The 16,494-nt window shown below is 64.6% G+C and carries 19 protein-coding genes and 1 tRNA gene; 6 read left to right on the top strand and 14 right to left on the bottom strand.

Going from position 1 to position 16,494, the window contains the following annotated elements; genetic code table 11:
• The first annotated feature begins 68 nt into the window (after nt 1-68).
• The 4 genes from OXR00_RS10835 (at nt 69) to OXR00_RS10820 (ending at nt 2,764) form a co-directional block, all read left to right on the top strand.
• The gene (locus tag OXR00_RS10835; protein ID WP_267388247.1) at nt 69-803 is read left to right on the top strand and encodes a Bax inhibitor-1/YccA family protein; all 735 of its coding nucleotides are present in this window, start codon (nt 69-71) and stop codon (nt 801-803) included.
• A gap of 81 nt (nt 804-884) precedes the next feature.
• The gene (locus tag OXR00_RS10830) at nt 885-1,667 is read left to right on the top strand and encodes a transglutaminase family protein (protein WP_267388246.1); all 783 of its coding nucleotides are present in this window, start codon (nt 885-887) and stop codon (nt 1,665-1,667) included.
• A gap of 61 nt (nt 1,668-1,728) precedes the next feature.
• Nucleotides 1,729-1,995 (top strand): hypothetical protein, encoded by a 267-nt coding sequence (locus OXR00_RS10825; protein WP_242150299.1) that lies wholly within the window; start codon nt 1,729-1,731, stop codon nt 1,993-1,995.
• 217 nt (nt 1,996-2,212) lie between these two features.
• The gene (locus OXR00_RS10820; protein WP_267388245.1) at nt 2,213-2,764 is read left to right on the top strand and encodes a hypothetical protein; all 552 of its coding nucleotides are present in this window, start codon (nt 2,213-2,215) and stop codon (nt 2,762-2,764) included.
• A 42-nt stretch (nt 2,765-2,806) separates the two neighbouring features.
• Here the strand turns inward: OXR00_RS10820 and OXR00_RS10815 are convergent, their stop codons facing one another.
• From OXR00_RS10815 to OXR00_RS10780, 8 genes are all read right to left on the bottom strand, one after another.
• On the bottom strand, nt 2,807-3,532 hold the full coding sequence (locus OXR00_RS10815; RefSeq protein WP_267388244.1) for an extensin family protein: 726 nt from the start codon (nt 3,530-3,532) through the stop codon (nt 2,807-2,809).
• Complete coding sequence (locus OXR00_RS10810; RefSeq protein WP_267388243.1) at nt 3,532-4,290, bottom strand: NUDIX domain-containing protein; 759 nt, start codon at nt 4,288-4,290, stop codon at nt 3,532-3,534. The genes OXR00_RS10815 and OXR00_RS10810 overlap by 1 nt, the downstream gene beginning before the upstream one ends.
• Nucleotides 4,291-4,349: 59 nt before the next feature.
• Nucleotides 4,350-5,129 (bottom strand): enoyl-CoA hydratase-related protein, encoded by a 780-nt coding sequence (locus tag OXR00_RS10805; RefSeq protein ID WP_267388242.1) that lies wholly within the window; start codon nt 5,127-5,129, stop codon nt 4,350-4,352.
• A gap of 11 nt (nt 5,130-5,140) precedes the next feature.
• Nucleotides 5,141-6,169 (bottom strand): enoyl-CoA hydratase/isomerase family protein, encoded by a 1,029-nt coding sequence (locus OXR00_RS10800; protein WP_267388241.1) that lies wholly within the window; start codon nt 6,167-6,169, stop codon nt 5,141-5,143.
• 20 nt (nt 6,170-6,189) lie between these two features.
• A complete protein-coding gene (locus OXR00_RS10795) occupies nt 6,190-7,329 on the bottom strand; it encodes an acyl-CoA dehydrogenase family protein (protein WP_267388240.1) in 1,140 nt (379 codons plus the stop codon).
• Nucleotides 7,326-7,706 (bottom strand): RidA family protein, encoded by a 381-nt coding sequence (locus OXR00_RS10790; RefSeq protein WP_267388239.1) that lies wholly within the window; start codon nt 7,704-7,706, stop codon nt 7,326-7,328. The genes OXR00_RS10795 and OXR00_RS10790 overlap by 4 nt, the downstream gene beginning before the upstream one ends.
• 11 nt (nt 7,707-7,717) lie before the next feature.
• Nucleotides 7,718-9,217, bottom strand: coding sequence for a CoA-acylating methylmalonate-semialdehyde dehydrogenase (locus tag OXR00_RS10785; RefSeq protein WP_267388238.1), 1,500 nt, complete (start codon nt 9,215-9,217; stop codon nt 7,718-7,720).
• 93 nt (nt 9,218-9,310) lie between these two features.
• Nucleotides 9,311-9,778 carry a MarR family transcriptional regulator gene (locus OXR00_RS10780; RefSeq protein WP_267388237.1) on the bottom strand — a complete coding sequence of 156 codons (468 nt, stop codon included), beginning with the start codon at nt 9,776-9,778 and terminating at the stop codon, nt 9,311-9,313.
• 110 nt (nt 9,779-9,888) lie between these two features.
• Here OXR00_RS10780 and OXR00_RS10775 point away from each other — a divergent pair, with 110 nt between their 5' ends.
• A complete protein-coding gene (locus OXR00_RS10775) occupies nt 9,889-10,308 on the top strand; it encodes an Ohr family peroxiredoxin (protein WP_267388236.1) in 420 nt (139 codons plus the stop codon).
• Between the two features lie 12 nt (nt 10,309-10,320).
• Nucleotides 10,321-10,899, top strand: a complete 579-nt coding sequence (locus OXR00_RS10770; RefSeq protein WP_267388235.1) for a DUF308 domain-containing protein — start codon at nt 10,321-10,323, stop codon at nt 10,897-10,899.
• A gap of 144 nt (nt 10,900-11,043) precedes the next feature.
• Here the strand turns inward: OXR00_RS10770 and OXR00_RS10765 are convergent, their stop codons facing one another.
• The 6 genes from OXR00_RS10765 to OXR00_RS10740 all read right to left on the bottom strand — a co-directional run bounded on the left by OXR00_RS10765 (nt 11,044) and on the right by OXR00_RS10740 (nt 16,413).
• On the bottom strand, nt 11,044-11,667 hold the full coding sequence (locus tag OXR00_RS10765) for a histidine kinase (protein ID WP_267388234.1): 624 nt from the start codon (nt 11,665-11,667) through the stop codon (nt 11,044-11,046).
• A gap of 119 nt (nt 11,668-11,786) precedes the next feature.
• Nucleotides 11,787-12,410 carry a TadE/TadG family type IV pilus assembly protein gene (locus OXR00_RS10760; protein WP_267388233.1) on the bottom strand — a complete coding sequence of 208 codons (624 nt, stop codon included), beginning with the start codon at nt 12,408-12,410 and terminating at the stop codon, nt 11,787-11,789.
• The gene (locus OXR00_RS10755) at nt 12,407-14,329 is read right to left on the bottom strand and encodes a TadE/TadG family type IV pilus assembly protein (protein ID WP_267388232.1); all 1,923 of its coding nucleotides are present in this window, start codon (nt 14,327-14,329) and stop codon (nt 12,407-12,409) included. The genes OXR00_RS10760 and OXR00_RS10755 overlap by 4 nt, the downstream gene beginning before the upstream one ends.
• Nucleotides 14,330-14,535: 206 nt before the next feature.
• The gene (locus tag OXR00_RS10750; protein WP_267388231.1) at nt 14,536-15,519 is read right to left on the bottom strand and encodes a response regulator; all 984 of its coding nucleotides are present in this window, start codon (nt 15,517-15,519) and stop codon (nt 14,536-14,538) included.
• A 365-nt stretch (nt 15,520-15,884) separates the two neighbouring features.
• Nucleotides 15,885-15,959: transfer RNA gene (locus OXR00_RS10745), tRNA-Val, on the bottom strand.
• Nucleotides 15,960-16,038: 79 nt separating this feature from the next.
• A complete protein-coding gene (locus tag OXR00_RS10740) occupies nt 16,039-16,413 on the bottom strand; it encodes a response regulator (protein WP_242150250.1) in 375 nt (124 codons plus the stop codon).
• Nucleotides 16,414-16,494 lie beyond the last annotated feature (81 nt).

Genomic DNA, 16,494 nt, shown 5'->3' with positions numbered 1-16,494 from the left:
ACACGCACGCAAAGGCCGATATTCGTAGGAGTAGTCCGGCATCTGGCCGGTCAAGGAGATGAATTGCAATGGCCAACTGGTCTGATCCCCGTTCGAGCGCCTCCCCCTTCGGGGCGGATTCGGCGGCGCGTGCAGGCGCGTTCGACGCGGGTCTGCGGCGCTATATGCTGTCTGTTTACAACTATATGATGTCGGCGGTGCTGCTGAGCGGCATCGTGGCGCTGGCGTTCGTCGCCAGCGGCATGGCCGCGCAGGTGTTCCTGGGTGGCGGTATCCTGAAGTGGATCATCAGCTTCGCACCGCTCGGCTTCATCTTCGCGATGAGCTTTGGCGGCGGTCGTATGACGGCCGGTACGATGCAGCTGATGTTCTGGGGCTTTGCGGTGGCGATGGGTCTGTCGCTGTCGACGATCTTCCTGGTGTATTCGCCGATCGCGATCGCGCAGTCGTTCTTCGCGGCGGCAGCGGCGTTCGGTGGCCTTAGCCTGTACGGCTACACCACCAAGCGTAATCTGTCGGCGATGGGCACGTTCCTAATGATGGGCCTGGTCGGCCTGATCGTGGCGAGCCTGCTGAACCTGTTCTTCCATTCGGGTCCGCTCGCGATGGTGATCAGCTTCGTCGGCGTGCTGATCTTCGCCGGCCTCACCGCCTACGACACGCAGCGTACCAAGAGCATGTACGCGCAGGTCGCCGGCACCGGTGCCGAGCAGCACATGATCATCATGTCGGCGCTGAACCTGTACCTCGACTTCATCAACATGTTCCTGTTCATCCTGCGCCTATTCGGCAACCGCAACTAAGCCGCACATCGTTTGGAACGCTTCGAGGCCCGGTGGGGAAACCCACCGGGCCTTTTTGCCTGTTTGCGAAAGACCCGCCGAATGCGCCTGAAGATCGACGTCGAACTCGATTATACGATCGACGGCGCTTACAGCATGCTGCTGCTGGTCGAGGCGGCGGCGATGGCGGACCAGCGCATCGCATCCGACAGCCTGATCGTCACCAGCCGCGAGCCGCTGCGCGCGATCGCCGGCGAAGACGGCATCGGCCAGCGGTGCTGGGCCTTGGCGGAAGGCTGGTTCCAGGCGACGTACCGCGCCGTCGTCGAGCTGGACCGCCAGGATGTTTCGATTGCCACCCTGCCGGAGACGCCCCCGCGCCTCCTGCCGGCGGAGGCGGTGCCGTACCTGCTGCCCAGCCGGTATTGCGAGTCCGATCAGTTCGAGGGGTTCATCAATCAGACCTTCGGATCCCTCGGCGGCGGCGCGCTGGCGGCGAAGTTGGTCGACTGGGTTGCGGATCACCTCAGCTATGAACCGGGCAGCAGCAACGGCGCGACGACCGCGCTCACCACCTTTGCCAACCGCAAGGGCGTGTGCCGCGACTATGCGCACCTGCTCGTCGCGCTGGCGCGGGCGGGCGGTATTCCGGCGCGGTGCGTGTCGGCCTATGCGCCCGATGTGTCCCCGCCCGACTTCCACGCGGTGGCGGAACTGTGGCTCGACGGTGCGTGGCGGCTGGTCGACGCGACGGGCATGGCATCCGCAGCGGATCTGGTGCGGATCGCGGTGGGCCGGGATGCGACCGACATCGCGTTCATGACCGTTTTCGGTGCCGCGATGCTCAACTACCAGCAGGTTTCGGTGGTGCGGCTCGACGATTGAGCCGCCGGAACGCAATTCACGTGTCGTCCGTTCTCGTCACGTAACAGCCTGGAGAGCGGCAATGACAGCGGACACCAACGAAGGCGCAAGCCACAGCGGCGAGCATATCGAACACGCACAGGATGCCGGCCGTGACGAGTCGATCGTGGCGCGGCTGAAAGCCGACCCTGCCAACCCTGAGGCGAAGCTCGATCGCGGACTGGACGAATCGATGGACGCCAGCGACCCGCCCTCGACCTCGCAGCCGAGCACCAACAGCGCGCCTCCGGTATCATCCGGATATGACGCGGATGCGGAACGCAAATTGCAGGACGAAAAGTCCGCCTGAACACCCTAGCCGCCCCCGCGACATCGCTCCCGGGGGCGGAATTGCGTCGGTTCCGCTACCGTATGATTACGGTTCGGCCACGGTTCGTCGCAACCTTTGTTGCATCGCAGCAGCTTCTATGATGCGATGTGAATATCGGGCGACGAAGCGTTAAGCGCGGTGTTAACCATGCAGGCGCATCTTACCTCGGTTCAACACGAGTGAGCGGGGTGGGTTTATGGGTGCGCGCATGAAACCGGCGACTGGTGCCGTCACGCTGGCGGAGATGAAGGAATTTGCGGGGTTCTCGTCCGCGACGCAGCGCTATGTGCGTCGCTCGCTGGATATCGGCCTCGACCGGGACGATGCGATGACGCGCTGGTCACGCGACGTCGTCGAGGCGGCAAGCATCCGGGCGCAGGCGCGGCTGTACGCGAGACTACCCGACATTCGCGAGATGATCCCCGACGATAGCGGGCTCGACGCGATCGAACCGTTCCTTGCCCCCTTGATGACGGTGACGGCTTTTGATCTTGGCCAGGGACGTTTAACGACGTTTTCGGCGTATCGCTTCCTGTACGAGCGGTTAATCGGCGCCGAGGTCCGCCCGTGGTTGCCGGCGGCGTTCTGCTCGGCGGCGGCATTGCCGCACTTGCATCCCGAATTGCGCCGCAAGCTGCTTCAGTCGATCAGCGAGGCAGCCGCGACCGCGTCGGGCTGGTCGAACCGGCAACCGGCCTTTTATCCGAAGTGGGTGGAGAAGGTCGAGGCGAGCGCCCTTCGCAACTGAGCCCTCGGACAGCGTTGACGCGGCGCGACGACGCGGCGGCGTTCATCGGCACGCCCGCCACCCGACCGCGCCGCGTGCGGCCTGATCGAGGTGGAGGTGGTTGTGGTGCAGCGCGTTATATTCGGGTGACAGCACCGTGGCGAACAGCTTGCACGCGCCGTTGCGAACCGTGTGGAGGAAGGTCGCGCGGGGACCGTCGCCGCGCCAGTCGTCCGTGATCGTGATACGGGTGCCATCCGCCAGGCGAAAGGCGGAGACATCGATGGCATCGGCACTGGCATGCTCGCTCAGCGTTCGGGTGCTGCCCCGGATCGGACGACAGTTATAGGTGCCAAGTTGCTCGATCGCGACCACCGGAGCGCCGAGGTAACGTTGCGCGGCAGGTTGCACGATGTCCCATTCCCACATCGCCAATCCGGCCGCCACCGGACATGACATGACCGGAGCGGACGGCGAGAGCGTGATCCGGCGCGCGCCTCCGGCGGCGAAGCGCAGCCCGTCGTCATAGCCGCACGCGCCGTCTTTGATCGATGGCGCGGGGGTGAAGCGCACGCCCGCCTCGGTCAGCAGCGCTTCGCATTTGGCGGCTTTGTCGTGCAACGCCACAATCTTGCGCCCGGTGAACAGCCCGACCGGCTGACTGAGGTGAAGCGGCGACCACGGCAGATCCTCCGGTTTGGTGCGCAGACCGGCCACCGCGGCGAGGATCACCACCAGCAACAAAGCCGCGATCAGCACCGCCAGTGCGGCGCTCCGAACCGTCCGCATCAGCCGCGCAACACGTCCGCCAGCACCTCGGCGGTGATCGGGTAGCCGAGATCGTCAGGGATGCAGAGGTGCGGCACGCCGCCGCGATCCTCCACCCAAGGCGAGACGGTGCGGATCGGGAACGCCGCCGCATCGCTGGCGGCATCGGCGAAGCTGGCGTATCCCGCCAGTCGATCGAGAACCCGCCGCGTCGGGAAGATGACATGGCGGCGGCCAGCGACGGCATCGTCGAGGACGCTGCGCGCGCTTGCCCAGACCGCATCGACAGTCTCGGCCGCGTCGACCACCGGATCGGGCGCAGCTTCGGGCAGCCGCGCGAGGTAGAAGCGCGTGTCGAATACGCGCCGCTCGCGGTGGGTGGGCAGCCAGCGCGCGAGCGGCACCAGCGCGGCAAGATCCAGGGTGAAGCCGCCCGCCTCCAGCACCGCGCCGATCGTGGTGCCGCCGTGTAGCGCGGCCCGCATAGCAGCGAGCTGTTCGACGTCCGGCGGCGGCACGATGCCGATCGGCACACCGGCTTCCTCGATCGTCTCGCGGATCGCGGCGATGCGGGCGGCGGTGTCGTCGGGCTCGCCGCCCAAACGTGCCGCGAGCGCCACGTCGCCTGGATCGATACGGCCGCCGGGAAACACCGTCGCCCCGCCGGCGAACGCCATCGCACGGGCACGCTCGACCATCAGCAGCTCCGGCGCTGCGCCTGTGCGGTCGCGCAGGATCACCAGCGTCGCGGCAGGCACCGGAAGGTATGGCTCATCCATCGCGCGGATCTAGGGCGCGGATCGGCACATCGCAATCCGTCGCATCCGCGCCCGAGCGGCTAGCGGCCCTTCCAGACAGCGGGACGCTTTTCGACAAAGGCGGCCATGCCCTCCGCCTTGTCCTCCGTCGCGGCGAGGATCTGGAACAGACGACGTTCGGAGACGATACCCTGCGCCAGCCCGCTTTCGAAGGCGAGGTTGCACATCTCCTTGTTCACCATCGCGGCGAGCGGCGCCATCCCCGCGACCGCCTCCGCCGCCTTCATCGCCTCGTCGATCAGGTCGGCGGCGGGGACGATGCGCGCGACGAGACCCGCGCGTTCCGCTTCGCCTGCATCGATCATGCGGCCGGTGAGCAGCATATCCATCGCCTTGGCCTTTCCGACCGCCCGCGTCAGCCGCTGCGATCCGCCCATGCCCGGCGCGACGCCGAGCTTGATCTCCGGCTGACCGAAGCGCGCGGTATCGGCGGCGATGATGAAGTCGGCCATCATCGCCAGCTCGCACCCACCGCCGAGTGCGAAACCGGCCACGGCGGCAATCCAAGGCTTGCGTGTCTGCACGACGTGGTTCTGCCAGCCGGCGAAGAAGTCGCGTTGGTACATGTCCGCCCCGGTGAGCGCGACCATCTCCTTGATATCGGCACCCGCGGCGAACGCCTTCTCGCTGCCGGTGATGACGAGGCAGCGCTGGCTTTGGTCCGCATCATAAGCGGCGAAGGCGGTGCTGAGATCGGCCAGCACGAACGTGTTGAGCGCGTTCAGCGCCTGCGGGCGGTTGAGCGTGACGAGCGTGACCGCGCCCCGCTGCTCGACCAGGATGGTGTCGTAATCGGCCATATCGGGTTCCTTTACACTGGCGACCACGCGTCGCTGTCGGGTAGCGGCGCAAAAATCTGGTCGATGACGTGGTCGCTTACCCCGTCGAGCGTAGCCGGCTGCCAGCGCGGGGCATTGTCCTTGTCGACGATCAGCGCGCGCACGCCTTCGGTGAAATCGTGGCGCTGCAGGACGCGGGTGGCAACGGCATATTCCTGACGCATCTCGTCCTCGAAGGTCGGCATGGTCGCGCCTTCCAGCACGAGGCGCAGCGAGACTTTCATCGCCTGCGGGGACTTGGTGGCGAGCACGGCAAGCTGCTGCCGCGCCCAGTCACCACCATCCGTCTCCAGCGCGGCGACGATGCCTTCGACGCTATCGGACGCGAACAGACGGTCGATGTCGTCGCGGTGGGCGAGGATCGCCGCTTCGGGCGCGGGGACGGATAGCGCGTCGAGAGTGGCAGCAATCGCACCCGGATCGGCGGCGATACGCCCCTTGGCGTCGTCCAGCGCGACGGCGGGCAGATAGTGCGTGGCGAGGCCGAGCGCATGGACTTCAGCACCGTCGAGGCGGTGACCAGTCACAGCGAGGAACACGCCGATCCGCCCCGGCAGCCGCGACAGATACCAGCCGCCGCCGACATCGGGGAACAGGCCGATGCCGGTTTCGGGCATGGCGAACCGGGTGTTCTCGGTCGCGACGCGGAACCGCGCCGGCTGCGAGATACCGACGCCGCCGCCCATGGTGATACCGTCCATGAACGCAATGACCGGTTTGGCGAAGATGAACAGCCGGTGATTGAGCTGATACTCGGTGCGGAAGAACGCGCGCGCCTCGACGCCGTCGCCCGCGCCGCTCGCCGCGATCATGCGGATATCGCCGCCCGCGCAGAAGCCGCGCCCCTCCGCATGATCGATCAGGACCGCTTCGATCGCCGGATTGTGCTCCGCACCGACCAGCGCGTCGAGCATTGCCGCGCACATGGTGGAGGTGAGCGCGTGGATCGCCTTGGGCCGATTGAGGCGGATGCGCAGGACGCGGCCTTCGATGCTGGTCAAGATGTCGCCTGTATCGAACGTCACTTCAGCAAATCCCGGCCGATAATCATCCGCATTACCTGGTTGGTGCCCTCCAGAATCGAATGGACGCGCAGGTCCCGCCACAGCCGTTCGATCGGATAGTCCATCAGATAGCCGTAGCCGCCGTGCAGTTGCAGCGCGCGATCTACCACCGCCCAGCCGGCATCGGTGGCGAGTCGCTTGGCCATCGCCGCGAAGCGCGTCTTGTCGGGCGCATCCTCGGTCACTTTCACCGCCGCCATGTAGAGCAGCGCGCGCGCGGCCTCCAGGTCGGTCGCCATGTCGGCGAGCGTAAACTGCGTGTTCTGGAAATCGGCGATCGCCTTGCCGAACTGCTTGCGGTCGCGGGTGTACCCGATCGTCTCGTCGAGCGCGCGCTGTGCGCCGCCGAGCGAGCAGGCGCCGATGTTGATACGGCCACCGTCCAGCCCGCTCATCGCGATGCGGAACCCCTCGCCTTCCTGGCCGATCAGGTTCTCCGCCGGCACGCGCACGCCGTCGAGCACCACCTGCGCGGTCGGCTGCGAGTGCCAGCCGAGCTTGCGCTCCTGCGCGCCGAAGCTGACGCCGGGCATGTCCTTCTCCACCACGAAGGCGGAGATGCCGCGCGGCCCGTCCTCGCCGGTGCGCGCCATCACCACGTACACCTCGTTCTCACCGCCGCCGGAGATGAACTGTTTGGTGCCGGTCAGCACGTAATCGTCGCCGTCACGCACCGCGCGCGTTTTTAGCGCCGCCGCGTCCGAGCCGGAGCCGGGTTCGGTCAGGCAATAGCTCGCCAGCCGCTCCATCGTGACGAGATCGGGGAGGTATTTCGCCTTGACCGCCGCACCGCCGAAGCGATCGATCATCCACGCCGCCATGTTGTGGATGCTGATGAACGCGGAGGTCGAAGGGCAGCCATAGGCCATCGCCTCCATGATCAGCGCCGCCTCGAGCCGGCCGAGCGCGATGCCGCCACCCTCTTCCGAAACGTAGATCGCCGCGAAGCCGAGTTCCGCCGCCGCACGAATCGTGTCGCGTGGAAAGATGTGTTTCTCATCCCATTCGGCGGCGAACGGGGTGATGCGATCGGCGGTGAAGCGACGCGCGAGCTCCTGAATCTCGCGCTGGTCGTCGGTCAGGTCGAACTGGGTCATGCGGACAATACCTCGGCTTCAATTTCTACGCGCCATTCGGGCCGGATGAAGCCGGATACGATCAGCGTGGTCGTGGCCGGGCGCGCCTGCCCGAACCAGCGGCCATGCACGGCCGCGACCGCCGGGAAGTCGGCCCGGTCGGTCAGATAGATGCAGGTACGGACCGTATCGGCGATGTCACCGTCGAGATCGGCGATCGCCTTCGCGACGATCGCACAGCACCGCTCCATCTGTGCGGCGGCGTCGCCGGGTGTGGATGATCCGTCCGGCTCGATCGGCGCGGTACCGGCGACCATGATCTGGTTGCCGGTGCGCACCGCGCGCGAAAAGCCGAGGATCGGTTCGAGCGGCGAACCACTGTTGACGCGACGTTTCATGCCTTCCGCCCTCAACCCATCGTCGGGATGATGAACGCGCTGTCGCCGCTCGCACCGCCGTCGGGCCAGCGCTGCGTCACCAGCTTGGTCTTGGTCCAGAAGCGGATGCCCTCCATGCCGTACTGGTTGTGGTCGCCGAACGACGAGCGCTTCCACCCGCCGAAGCTGTGATACGCGACCGGCACCGGGATCGGCACGTTGATGCCGACCATGCCGACCTGCACCCGCTGCGTGAACTCGCGCGCGGCGTGGCCATTGCGGGTGTAGAGCGCGACGCCATTGCCGTATTGATGCTGGCTGGGCAGCGCGAGCGCCTCCTCGAAATCGCGCGCACGCACGATCTGGAGGACGGGGCCGAAGATCTCCTCCTGATACGCCCGCATGTCCGGCGTCACGCGATCGAACAGGCTCGGGCCGATGAAGAAGCCCTGCTCATGCCCCTGCAGGCTGAAGCCGCGCCCGTCGACGACCAGCTCCGCGCCCTCGTCGACGCCGGTCTGGATCCATTGCTCGACCTTGGCCTTGTGCGCCGCCGTCACCACCGGGCCGTATTGCGCATCGCGATCGGTCGAGACGCCGACCCGCAGCGTGCCGATCGCCGCGACCAGTTTCTCGCGCAGGCGCTCGGCGGTTTCTTCGCCGACCGGCACCACCACCGGCAACGCCATGCAACGCTCGCCCGCGGAGCCGTACGCCGCGCCGACCAGATCGCTCACCGCCGCGTCGAGATCGGCGTCGGGCATGATGATGCCGTGGTTCTTGGCGCCGCCCATCGCCTGCACGCGCTTGCCCGCCGCGACGCCGCGTTTGTAGACATAGTGCGCGATGTCGGACGATCCGACGAAGCTGACCGCCGCAATGTCGGGATGGTCGAGGATCGCGTCGACCATCTCCTTGTCACCATGGACGACCTGGAGGATGCCGTCGGGCAGGCCCGCCTCCAGCATCAGCTCGCACAGCCGGTTCGGCACCGATGGGTCGCGCTCGGAGGGTTTCAGGATGAAGGCATTCCCGGTGGCGATGGCGGGCGCGAACATCCACATCGGGATCATCGCCGGGAAGTTGAACGGGGTGATGCCCGCGCCGATGCCGAGGGGCTGGCGCATCGAATAGACGTCTATCCCCGGCCCCGCGCCTTGCGAATATTCGCCCTTCAGCATGTGCGGGATCGAACAGCAGAACTCGACCACCTCCAGCCCGCGCAGCAGGTCGCCCTTGGAATCGTCGATCACCTTGCCATGCTCAGCGCTGAGCAGCTCGGCGAGTGCCTGCATGTTCTGTTCGAGCAGTTCCTTGAAGCGGAACAGCACGCGCGCGCGGCGTTGCGGGTTGATCGCCGCCCAGCCGGGTTGCGCAGCCTTCGCCGTCGCCACCGCCGCATCGAGCGCCGCCTTGTCGCCGAGCCGCAGCGTCGCCTGCACCTGGCCCGTGTTGGGATCGAACACGTCGCCGGTGCGCCCGGACTCTGCGCCGGCAAAGCCGCCGGCGATCAGATGGTCGATGATACGCATGATACTCTCCTCAGGCTGTCGGCCATCACGACCGATCGTTGCCGGCGTCTATCCCACCGCGCCCGTGCCGCCGCAACCCGCCTTCGCCGCCGTTCAGCCCCGCGCCACCTCGAACGCCGTCAATGAATCGCGCAGCGCCTGCACCTCGCGGGTCAGCGCGATCAGCTTCTCGACCGGTTGGCCGGCGGCGGCGAACAGTTCGGCGCCGAGGCAGTGCGTCCGCTCCTGCATCGCGCGGCCCGCGTCGGTCGGAGAAACGACGACCTGGCGCTCGTCGAACGGATTGCGGCGGCGCTCGACCAGCCCGGCCTGTTCGAGTCGCTTCACCAGTGGCGTGATCGTGCTCGATTCCAGCGCCAGCCGCTCAGCGATACCGCCGACCGTCTCCGTCCCGCGCTCCCACAGCACGTTCAGCACGAGATATTGTGGGTAGGTCAGCCCGAGGCCATCCAGCAGCGGCTTGTAGACGCGGTTAATCGCCATGTTCGCCCCGTACAGCGAGAAGCACAGCAGTTGATCGAGCGACGGCGCGGCGCGGCGTGGTTGCGGGTTCGTGTCCATGCAAGTGCATATCGCGATAAATTATCGCTGGACAAGGACCAAACGCATTCCTAAATATCAATTTATATCGCGATAATGTTTGTTGCGATATCTCATTAAGGGATCACACAATGAAAATTCTGTATCAAGCCGAAGCCACTGCAACCGGGGGGCGCACGGGTTCGGTCGCATCGAATGACGGTCGCGTTTCGTTGACGTTGGACACGCCCAAGGAACTCGGCGGCGGCGGCGGTGCGGGCACCAACCCGGAGCAGTTGTTCGCATCGGGCTATGCCGCATGCTTCCTCGGCGCGTTGAAGTTCGTCGCCGGGCAGCGCAAGGTCGCGATCGGCGAACCACGCGTGACCGCGCAGGTCGGCATCGGCAGCCGTGACGATGGGGCCGGCTTCGGACTAGCCATTACGCTTCGCGTCGCCTTCGACGGGATCGACACCGCCACCGCGCAATCGCTGATCGAAGCTGCAGATGTGGTCTGCCCGTATTCGGCGCTCGCCCGCGATGGCGCCGCCGTCGACCTCGCGCTCGCCTGAGGAGACATGGCGATGACTCGGCAACCGCATCCCGCCGCATCCAGCGCATGGCTGACGCGCTATTACTTTCTTCGCGCGGCGGTCGCCGCCGTCTGGGTGGCGATGGCCTTTCTGCTCGGCAAGGACATGCCGGCTTTGGCGGCTATGCTGCTCGTCGCTTATCCGGCGTGGGACGCGGCGGCGAACTTCACCGATGCGCGGCATAGCGGCGGGTTGGCCCGCAACCCGTCGCAGGCGTTCAACGTGGTGGTGAGCATCCTTACCGCGATCGCCGTCGCCGTGGCGCTCGGCCGTGACCAGGCCCAGGCGATGAGCGGGGTGTTCGTCGTGTTCGGCGTATGGGCCGCGTTCGCCGGCATCCTGCAACTCGCGACGGCGGTTCGGCGCTGGCGCGTCGCAGGCGCGCAGTGGGCGATGATCCTCAGCGGCGCGCAATCGGCGCTGGCGGGGACGTTCTTCGTCCAGCGCGCGTTCGGCACCGCGCCCCTCAACATCACCGGCATCGCGCCCTATGCCGCGTTCGGCGCGTTCTACTTCCTGCTGTCGGCGATCCTGCTCACCGTGTCGGCGCGGCGCCGGGCGAGCACATGAAAAAGGGGCTGTCGATCCGATCTGCGTCGGCAGCCCTTTTCATGGCGGGGTCGCAGAGCGCCCCCTATGATGTCAGCGACGCTACGCTCGCAAAAACACCGGTGTGGCTTTTGTCGGATGGGACTCGGTCGAGGCCGCGCGCGATCAGACCGCATATAGGTTGCAGGTTGACAAGCTCGCCGCGGGCGCAGGGTTGTAGAGCTGCGCGTAATCGCGCCGGTCACGCACCACGAATGACGCGATATAGTGTATCAACTGCGGTTGCGAGAGCCAGGAGCCAAACAGCGGCTTAGTTCGATAATTGATCTCAACGTAAATTACGCCCGCACCGCCCGGCGCTTGTATCGGGGTGGTACCGTTGTCGCTGATGCCGCCGGGCAGATCATAGCCCCGGTTGGGATCGCTGGGGCTCGTCGCCGCGACCGATCCGGCGTTGGCCGGTACGTTCGCCTTGAACTGGCTGTCGAAGTCTTTGCCACTCTGCGCGCCGATGCAGCGCTGCCAGTGGATGCGCTGCACGGGGGCGCCATTGTTGGCGGTATCGTAATTTTGCGCGACGTTCTCCAGGCTGGAAATGGTGATGCGCCCGTTCGCGGTCAGGTTGATACCTTTCCCCTGATAGCGCGCTGCTTGAAGAATGTCGTTGATGTCGACCTCGCGCAGTTGCTGCGTCGTAAGGTTGCTATACGCCCCCACGCGCGACGCGTTGTCGGCCAGGTTCAAAGCAATCTGACTGACCCGCATGTTGACCATCGCGAGGTTCGCCATTTCGGTACCATAGCAGCCGATCGCCAGCACGACCGGAGCGGAAAGGGCGAACTCGATCATCGCGAGCCCCGCCCGGTCGCGGCGGAGCCTGTTGGCGAAGCTGTGCAAGCGGCGCGGCATCATGTGCAAATCGTCACGTTGGCGTTGACCGTCTGTGCGGCATAGGGCTGGTTCTTGATCAGGGTGCTGGCCGTAATCGTCTGCATGGTCGGCAGCTTGAGCAGGCCTGCCACGGGAAACACGCGCGGATAGGTAATGCTCATCGTGTAGAGCGTCACCGCGCTGGCACCGCCCTGCCCGTTCAGCCCGGGATCGGCATCCCACGATCCGTTGCCGTTCTCATCCGTGTAACACTCGCCCGGGTCGCGCACGCCGTTACCGTTCGTGTCCGTGAACGGCTCCGGCGCGACTTCGCTAAAGCTGTCGTACGTCTTGCGCGTCGAACACCAGCTCGCCGTCGTTCCGGTTGGCGCGCAATTGTTGGCGAGGTTCTTGATGAGCGGAACCATCAGTTTGACGACCTTGGCATCGATCGCGTCGGTATTGCTGGCGCCGCCTTCGACCGACGAATCCCGCGCCGCCTTCTGTATCGCGCCGTTGAGGACCGCCTGGGAATACGCCTGGTACAGCAGGTCGCCCAGCCCCATCATCATCAACAGCATGACCGGCGCGATCAGCCCGAATTCGAGTGCGGTCGAGCCGCGCCGATCATCGGCAAGCCGCTGATGAGGCCGCCGGATCATTGGGTGATCCGCAGCATGGCGAGATGCTGGGCGATCGAGGTAAACGCAGCGCTCAGCCCGGTGCCGCTGGTCGTGAAAAGCGCCTGGTTCGTCGTCGTCGCGCAGGTTTGCAGCGGTGTCGACGTGCTGCTCGCGATCGCCACTGTCCAGATGTCTACGTTTCGCGCCTTCGCCGCCGCGCAGGCCGCAAGGAACCGGTAGTTGTGGTAACTCGTCAGATTGCTGGTGTTGCCGTTCGCTACGCGCTTGTCGTAATCCTCATAACCATACATCGAATAGGAGTTGCTGTTCGGCGACATCACGCCGTCGGTCAGGAACACGATTACCCGGTTTGGCGGGTTACGCGACGGCCATGCCGCCGTGTCCGCCGCCCAGGCGCCGGAGGGGGAGATCAGGCGACTGCCCCAGATCATGCCGGTATCGTGATACGTGCCGCCCTGCGGCACGAAATCGGTCGCGTACAGATAGTTGTAGACATCCGCCCGCGCCATGACGCCGAGCCGCTTCACGGGCTTGCCGCAAGGTGCGTAACCGCTCTGTTGCAGTGACGACGAGCCGAGGCTTGGGCGATTGTTGTTGTCGTCACCATTGGTGTAATCAAGTGTTTTGGTCCGCCAGTATTCGATATCCTGCATATGCGGCCACCAGCGGGTACTGCCGCTTGGCTTCGCATCCGGGTCGAGCTCGGACGGCAGATTGGCGGTGCTGAAGCTGGTCTGGCCGGGGTTATCAACCGGCGTTTCCACGCAGCCGAGCCACTGCGTCTTCGACCCGTCGACCGCCGTTGGATCAGTTATCGACACGGCACCGTTCAACAGCGGACTAATGTCCCACTGGAGCTTCGTATATTCCCACCTCGGCCCAAGCGTGTCGGTGCGGGTGTAGCAGAAATAGCTGTTCGAGTTCGAGTTGCCCTGCGTGCGCCATACATCGTAGCTGCTAGTCGCTGTGCTGGTTGACGGATTGTAGGTGAGCGGTGTCGATGGCGAGCGGACAGCAGCAGCGGTACAATCCGCCTGTGCTTTGTTGTTGCGGGAGTCTGATGTGGAGATCGTATAGTCGGCGACCACGTGCCGCGACTGGTACCACGGCTGGTCCGCCGACCCGCTCGAACCGACCATGTAGTTGGGTGACATGTCGAGGATTGCCTGACCGACATTAACCGCAGAACTGTACGTGACGAAGCCATAGCGAACGTTGGTCGCCGGATCGGCATTGGCAGCGAATTCATCGTAGAAGCTCAGCACCGCCTTGCGCAGCGCCTCGATGCGCGAGACGTTGTTGCCGCCCGAGGTCAGTTCGCGCACCGCATAGCCGGTGCTGCCCGCGTAACCCGGCACGCCGCCGCTGGCAGATGGGCGTGTATAGGAATAGGTGCCGGTGCCGCATGTATCCGCGCCACCTGGCAGGCATGCCATCGATCCGGTCGTATCGAGCACGAACATCACATCGGTGTCGGCCACATCGTAACGCGCCTGGCACGTCACGTTGATCGTGCTGGCGGGCACGGCGAAGATCTTCATCACCGTCATCGGCACCGTTACCGCTGCCGTCCCGGCAACCTGGCCATCGGCGGTTTTGACGGGTGTGAACACCGTGCCGGTGGTGCCCAACCAGCCGGTCTTGTAATTGTTGCCGAAAAAGTTCTGCGCCTGTGTGACTGCGGTGGGATCAAGCGTGCTGGCGGTGGTGGTCATGAACTTGCGACCGGCAAGCACGCCCGCATCGCACGCCTGCTGAAGACGCGTTTTGGCCACATAGAGCCGCGCTACATCGACAGCGGACCCAGCCAGCCCCAACAACGGAACGAGGAACGCCGCCATCATCGCCAGCGTGTTGCCGCGTCGATCGCGGGCTAGGCGCGTGAGGAACCCTTTGCCGCCGCAATGATCGCCAGACGTTACCGTAAACTGATACACACGCTCTACCTCAGATGATCCTGTGGCGTGTATCCGCGCAGCTTATAAATACGGCTGAAACGACGTGGTTAACGGTGCAGTACCCTTTGAAGCGTGCAGCTGCCGGCCTATACGTTCGCGATAGACCAAGCAGCGCGCACCGCGCCTTGCCTGTCAGCGAACCCGCCGAGCGGTCTGGCGTCGTTTTCGTGCCATTGCCAACTGCGCTAAGCAGCTCTTGCCGTCTGCTGATCGATCATTTCAGCCACGATGGCCGAAAGGCCTGCGAGTTGATCGATAACCCGGCTGGAAACGGTTCGCGCGCGAATATCGATCACGCATAGCGACGCTATTGCCACGCCGATTGCGTTGAAAACGGGGTACCCCACGTAGCTCCTGATGTTGGGCGCACCTGTAACCCAGTCGTTCGAACAAAAACGCTTGTCCGACATCGCATCTGGCACAACGAAGATTTCGCGCTCCGATATAGTGAAGTTGCAGAATGCTTGATTGCGCGGTGTGCTCTGAATCTCGAGGCCGTATGCGGATTTGATCCACTGGGTATCACGATCGATGACGGTGAGGAGACATGCCGGAAAACGCGTGACGGTCGCAACATGCTTCGTAACGAGATCAAAGCGCCGTTCGCGCCGGGCATCGGCCAGGCCATGTCCGATCACAAAATCCACTCGCGCCGCCTCATCCGCAGGAATCGGAAAAGCGGCAATCGGCTCCTCAACTGCAACGTTTGCAGAGGCGCTCAGCGACTCGCGCGACAAATGGTTCGGACCTGAATGCTGCGCTTTCAGACTTGCGATCTGGTGTGCCGCAGTCTTGATCTTTTTGAAGAAGCTCGCCGGATCGGTGACAAGCTCCTGCTTTGCGATGCATGCCGCCGCGCCGGACGCCATCAGCGTGGACGTGAGCCGGATGTTGGACACCGAACTGTCCGAAACGACGATCTTGCACAGAGCAGGAAGGTCGCTCAGCATCTCGAGCAGCGCGGCACCCTCCAGAGACGCCATACACAGGTCGATCGTGACGATATCAGGCTTGAGACGGCGGATCATTTCAACCGCCGACGTTGCATCGCCCGCGAAGCCGACGACGTGGAAGTCCGGTCGCGTGCTGAACGCGTGGTCAAGCATCGCCTGGACCGTGCGGGAATCGTCGACAACAACAACCCGGTGCTGCGTCGTCGATGACAGCAAGGTTCATCCCTTCCGTTACATGCCCCCGAACACAGCAGTCGATGAGCTTGGAAGTCTGATAAACATCATAGTGCTAACGCTTCGTTACACCCGTTCAAACGGAGTCCCCCTGCCAAATCAATACGAAGCGCGACGAGATTTGGACGGGCGTTGAGCGCCCGCAGCCGCGGGTCTGACGCCGCTTGCCTGACACCGCTAACCCCGAACTCTATGACCGACGCTCAACCTCGCAGGGACTGGCCAAGCGGTGGTGGTTAGCCAATCCTCTGGCTGTCTATGCACCGCGCCTTACCGCGCAGGAACTCTTCCCTAACGCTCAAAAGCAAAAAAGCCCCGCTCGGCCATTGGCCTAGCGGGGCTTTTTATGGTGGGCGTGGCAAGGATTGAACTTGCGACCCCTGCGATGTCAACACAGTGCTCTACCACTGAGCTACACGCCCACGGCGCTTGGCGGTTAAGCCTTGCGAGCGGCGGCCAATAGCGAGGGTTCGTCCCCTGCGCAAGCGCCACTTTGATAAATTATCCGCCGCTTGCGCGTTCCATCTCGAACATGCGGTCCACCTCGAGCACGAGGTCGCGCAGATGGAAGGGTTTGGAGAGCACCCGAGCCTGCGGCATGGTCTTGCCCGCCTTCAGCGTAACCGCGGCAAAGCCGGTGATGAACATCACACGCAGATCGGGTGCGATCTCTCCGGCACGCTGCGCCAGTTCGATTCCGTCCATTTCGGGCATGACGATATCCGTCAGCAGCAGGTCAAAATGCTCGGTCTCGATCAGCGGGATCGCCGCCGTGCCACGATCTACCGCGCTGACCGCATATCCCGACCGCTCCAGCGCCCGCGTGAGATATTCACGCATGACGCGGTCGTCCTCCGCCAACAAGATCCTGATCATTACGTCTCGCCCAAACCGTCGAGCCGCATCTATGCGCAAAGCCCTTAATATTTTCCAGCCGCAATGCGCCGATTGCGGCGA

Origin of the sequence: Sphingomonas sp. GC_Shp_3 (assembly GCF_026540945.1) — a bacterium.
GTDB lineage: Bacteria > Pseudomonadota > Alphaproteobacteria > Sphingomonadales > Sphingomonadaceae > Sphingomonas.
Note: the sequence above shows the minus strand (reverse complement) of the source record. Positions and strands in the feature narration are given on the sequence as shown.